Raw genomic sequence first — 4071 nt, 5'->3', positions numbered from 1 at the left:
CCTCTTGGCCGCGAATTGAAGTGTGCCTGAACGGTTTCCCGAATGCGCCAGTGCTGGCGCATTCGGGAAACCGTTCAGGCACACTTCAATTCGCGGCCAAGAGGGGATATAGGTCAGTCAAGTTGACCTATATTGCAGCGTCGGGGAGGCGTGCCGTGACCCTTATGAACCTGTTGGCTTCGCGCTCGTCGCGCATGAAAGCGTCCGAAATCCGCGAGCTGCTGAAGCTGCTCGACCAGCCGGACATCATCTCGTTTGCCGGCGGTATTCCCGATCCGGCGCTGTTCCCGGCCGAGGCGATCCGCGACGCCTATGCCGATGTGCTGGGTGGCGCCGAGGCGGGCGCGGCGCTGCAGTACCAGGTCTCGGAAGGCTATCTGCCTTTGCGGCGCTGGCTCGCCGGGCAGATGGGCAAGCTCGGCGTCGCCTGCGACGAGGCCAACATCTTCATCACCTCCGGCTCGCAGCAGGCGCTGGATTATCTCGGCAAGCTGTTCCTGTCGCCGGGCGACACCGCGCTGGTGACGTGGCCGACCTATCTCGGCGCGCTGCAGGCTTTCAACGCCTATGAGCCGCGCTACGACCGGCTGACCCCGGCCGGCGGCAACATGACGCCCGATGCCTATCGCGCGGCGGCGGCCGCCAATGGCGGCAAGGCCAAATTCGCCTATCTGGTGCCGGATTTCGCCAACCCGACCGGCAACACGCTGAACCGTGAGCAGCGCGAGGCGGTGCTCGACCTTGCCGGCGAACTCGACATCGCCGTCATCGAGGATGCCGCTTACCGCGCGCTGCGCTATGACGGCGAGGGCGAGCCGCCGATCCTGGCGCTCGATTGTGCCCGGTCCGGCGGCATCGACAAGGCGCGCACGCTCTATTGCGGCTCGTTCTCGAAGATCCTGTCGCCGGGCATGCGGGTCGGCTGGGTGTGCGCGCCGCGCCACATTGTCGAGAAGCTGGTGCTGATGAAGCAGGCTTCGGACCTGCACAGCCCGTCGATCAACCAGGTGGTGATGCATCGCGTCGCCGAAGCCGTGTTCGAAGGCCAGGTGGAAAAACTCATCGACGCCTATCGCGAGCGCCGCGACGGGCTGCTCTCGGCACTGGAAGCCCACATGCCCGAAGGCGTGACCTGGAGCCGCCCGGAAGGCGGCATGTTCGTCTGGGTGACACTGCCGGAAGGGGCCGACGCCACCGAGCTTCTGGCTCGGTCGGTGAAGGAAGCGCGGGTCGCCTTCGTGCCGGGCAACGCCTTTTATGCCGATGGCACCGGGCGCAACACACTGCGGCTGTCCTTCACGCTCGCCGACCGGCGCGCGGTGAGCGAAGGCATTCCAAGGCTAGCCGCCATCCTGAAGGGATAGGCCGGCGCTGGAAGCCGGCTTTTCCTCCGCCGTTACAGTCACCAGCCGCTCAAGCTTTGAAAGCCTGGTGCGAGCGAGCTTGCGGACCGGCCTTTCGAAACCTTCTTCGCCGTTTTCGACGACGAAGACCAAGGTCATGAAATCGAGCATGAATTCGTCGATGGCTGCCGCGACCTCGCGCGACCTGCCCTTGAACCGGCGCAGCAGAGCGGTTGCTTCCTCGATATCGTCGACACCGGCGCTGTCGACCAGCGCTTCGAGCCTCTGAAAACAATCCAATCGCAATTCCTCCCACCGCGCCACCAAACCCGGTTGCGAGCGGAAGGTTCCAAACTGTGAGTGGTCTCGCGAAGAAATCGCCTCCACTGCTTGAATTCCGCGGACGGGCCATCGGCAATTTTTTTGTTCGGGTGGAACCTCCGCGGCCAACAAAGGTTCTTACCAGGTCTGATCCCCCCTCAGACCCCTGAAGGCTAGACATGCTTTCCAAAGGCCCGCCGGATCCCCTCCCGGTGGGCCCTTTGTCTGCTGGGAAGTATCCGCATTGACGACGCCCTATCCCAACCTAAATTCGAACCCACACGAGGAGGCGTTTTCATGGAAACCCAGGAATTGCATCGCGGCCGGCTCATCGACCACATCCAACTGGTGGTCAGAAACCTCGCGGCCAGCCGGCGTTTCTACGAGGCGGTCCTGCAGGCGCTCGATGTCCCGATCGGCGGTAGCGGCGCCGACTTTTTCTGGGCCGACGAGCTGTTTGTCTCCACTGCCGACAGCCGGGCCGCACAGGGAAAACTCACCGGCCGCCATCACCTGGCTTTCCAGGCAAGGGACCACGCCATGGTCGACGGCTTCTACAAGGCCGGGCTGGCGGCCGGCGGCACGGACAATGGCGCGCCGGGCGAACGGCCCTATCACCCCGGCTATTACGCCGCCTTCCTGCTCGATCCGGACGGCAACAACATCGAGGCCGTCCATCACGGCCCGCATCGTCGCAGCGCCGCTTCGGTGAAGATCACCTTCTAAGCTGCCGATATTCAGCCGGCCGGGATCGCGGACGCATGGGCGATGCTGGAGAGAGGCTGCCTTGCGTTGCCAGATCGGTGGCCCCGATGCTAACCGTGCAAATGGCGGGCGGGAATCGGTCCCGAAGCAACGTCCGCCACAAATTTTCAATAAAACTCCCCTTACCCCCGTGGAGATATTTTTTTTATGCAAAACCCAGCAAGGGCGATCTGTGCCGCCACGCTTCTATTTGCAATCGGGGCCGTTGGCCTCACAAGTATATCATCTTTTGCTTATATTTCATCGGCGCAGGCCCAGGAGGAATATCTTCCGACCGAGAAGGATTTTGTCGGCAAATGGAAACTCAACGGCGGAGCCATCCGGCCGCCGCGCGATATGAAGGATGCGCCGACACCGGAACAGGAAGCGGCCGCCAGTGAGTTCCAGCAGACGGTGACCGCGTTTTACGGGGCGTTCGATTATCTGGAGATCACGGCGGACGGCCGCTACAATTTTCACCAGCCCGGGGATCCGACGTCGGGGCCTTGCGTCTGGTGCGGAACCTGGTCGTTCAGCAAGAGTTCGGCGTGGCTCGAGCTGGATACGGCGCCCCGGCTGGATATCTACGCCAAGGACGGCGACATGCAGATGACCTACACTGTCGAACCCTACGAAAAATCGAAATATGCGTGGCTGGTTTTCGGCTGGGCGAAGGCCGAGTAGGCGGCGCGCAGCATTCACCACGTTCGTCATCCTCGGGTCTCCGCGACGGAGCTTCGCTCCTGCTCCGCCTGTGGATGACGAAGGCGGGAGAGGCTTCCGCTAACCCCGGAGTCAGCGATGGTTGACCGAAACGGAAGATGACATCTTCTGGGTCGCGCCACTGAATGTCACGGCTTTTCATCCATCTCGTATCCTCGTATACGAGATGGAACCAGCCGACCGAGGAGACCGCATGAGCCCGCCGCCTGAAACCGTGCCGTTTTTCAGCCAGTGGGAAACGCCTGACATGACGCTGGACGTGCTCGCCGACGGCGCGGATGTTGCGCTCAGGCGCGATCCGCTGTGGAGGCGATCCGGGGCGGAGACCCTCGACGAATACGCAATCTGGGCCGCCAACATCTGCGGCATGGCCTGCCTCAAGATGATCCTGGCCAGCCGCGGCGAGATCGTGCCGACGATCGAACTTGCCAGGCGCTGCACCTTATATGGCGGCTATGTCGTCAATGAGGGATCGATCAAGGGGCTGATCTACGCGCCCTTCGTCAGCTTCGTGAAGGAAGCCTTCGGCCTGCGCGCCGAGGTGATGACCAATGTCGCCACATCAGACATTCCGGCGATCATGCAGCGGACGCGCTTCTTCATCGCGTCGGTCAGCAGCTCGATCCGCTGGCCCGAGCGAGAGCCGCCCTCGAAGGGCGGCCATCTGGTGCTGATCACCGCGGCATCCGACGAAGGTTTCCGCTTTCACAACCCGTCCGGCCATGAGCCCGCCACACAGGCAGACGCAGTGTTGTCACCGGCCGATTTCGACCGCTTCTTTGCCAATCGCGGCATTGCCGTCGCCATTTGATTTTTTGACAGTCGAGGGATTTCGATGACCGACAAGACAAGAGTGGCCATCCTCTATGGCGGGCGTTCGGCCGAGCACGACGTGTCGCGCCTTTCGGCCCCCAATGTGCTGAAGGCGATCGAACGCACG

General features: G+C 62.6%; 6 protein-coding genes. 5 read left to right on the top strand and 1 reads right to left on the bottom strand.

What is annotated here, in order from left to right; all coding sequences use genetic code 11:
* The first annotated feature begins 164 nt into the window (after nucleotides 1-164).
* A complete protein-coding gene (locus tag EN884_RS28185; protein ID WP_032807972.1) occupies nucleotides 165-1364 on the top strand; it encodes a PLP-dependent aminotransferase family protein in 1200 nt (399 codons plus the stop codon).
* On the opposite strand, the gene EN884_RS28180 is transcribed toward EN884_RS28185, so the two are convergent.
* Nucleotides 1341-1643, bottom strand: coding sequence for a hypothetical protein (locus EN884_RS28180; RefSeq protein WP_224621166.1), 303 nt, complete (start codon nucleotides 1641-1643; stop codon nucleotides 1341-1343). The genes EN884_RS28185 and EN884_RS28180 overlap by 24 nt on opposite strands.
* Nucleotides 1644-1961: 318 nt before the next feature.
* Between EN884_RS28180 and EN884_RS28175 the strand changes: the two genes are divergently transcribed.
* The 4 genes from EN884_RS28175 to EN884_RS40330 form a co-directional block, all read left to right on the top strand.
* Complete coding sequence (locus tag EN884_RS28175) at nucleotides 1962-2390, top strand: VOC family protein (RefSeq protein WP_013530756.1); 429 nt, start codon at nucleotides 1962-1964, stop codon at nucleotides 2388-2390.
* A 186-nt stretch (nucleotides 2391-2576) separates the two neighbouring features.
* Nucleotides 2577-3092, top strand: coding sequence for a hypothetical protein (locus tag EN884_RS28170; protein WP_013530757.1), 516 nt, complete (start codon nucleotides 2577-2579; stop codon nucleotides 3090-3092).
* Nucleotides 3093-3324: 232 nt separating this feature from the next.
* Entirely contained in the window at nucleotides 3325-3942 is a 618-nt protein-coding gene (locus EN884_RS28165) for a C39 family peptidase (protein WP_024501618.1), read from the top strand.
* 24 nt (nucleotides 3943-3966) lie between these two features.
* On the top strand, nucleotides 3967-4071 hold a 105-nt coding region (locus EN884_RS40330; RefSeq protein WP_348632992.1), incomplete at its 3' end, for a hypothetical protein.

Origin of the sequence: Mesorhizobium sp. M7A.F.Ca.AU.001.01.1.1 (assembly GCF_004022735.1) — a bacterium.
Taxonomy (GTDB): Bacteria; Pseudomonadota; Alphaproteobacteria; order Rhizobiales; family Rhizobiaceae; genus Mesorhizobium; species Mesorhizobium ciceri.
Note: the sequence above shows the minus strand (reverse complement) of the source record. Positions and strands in the feature narration are given on the sequence as shown.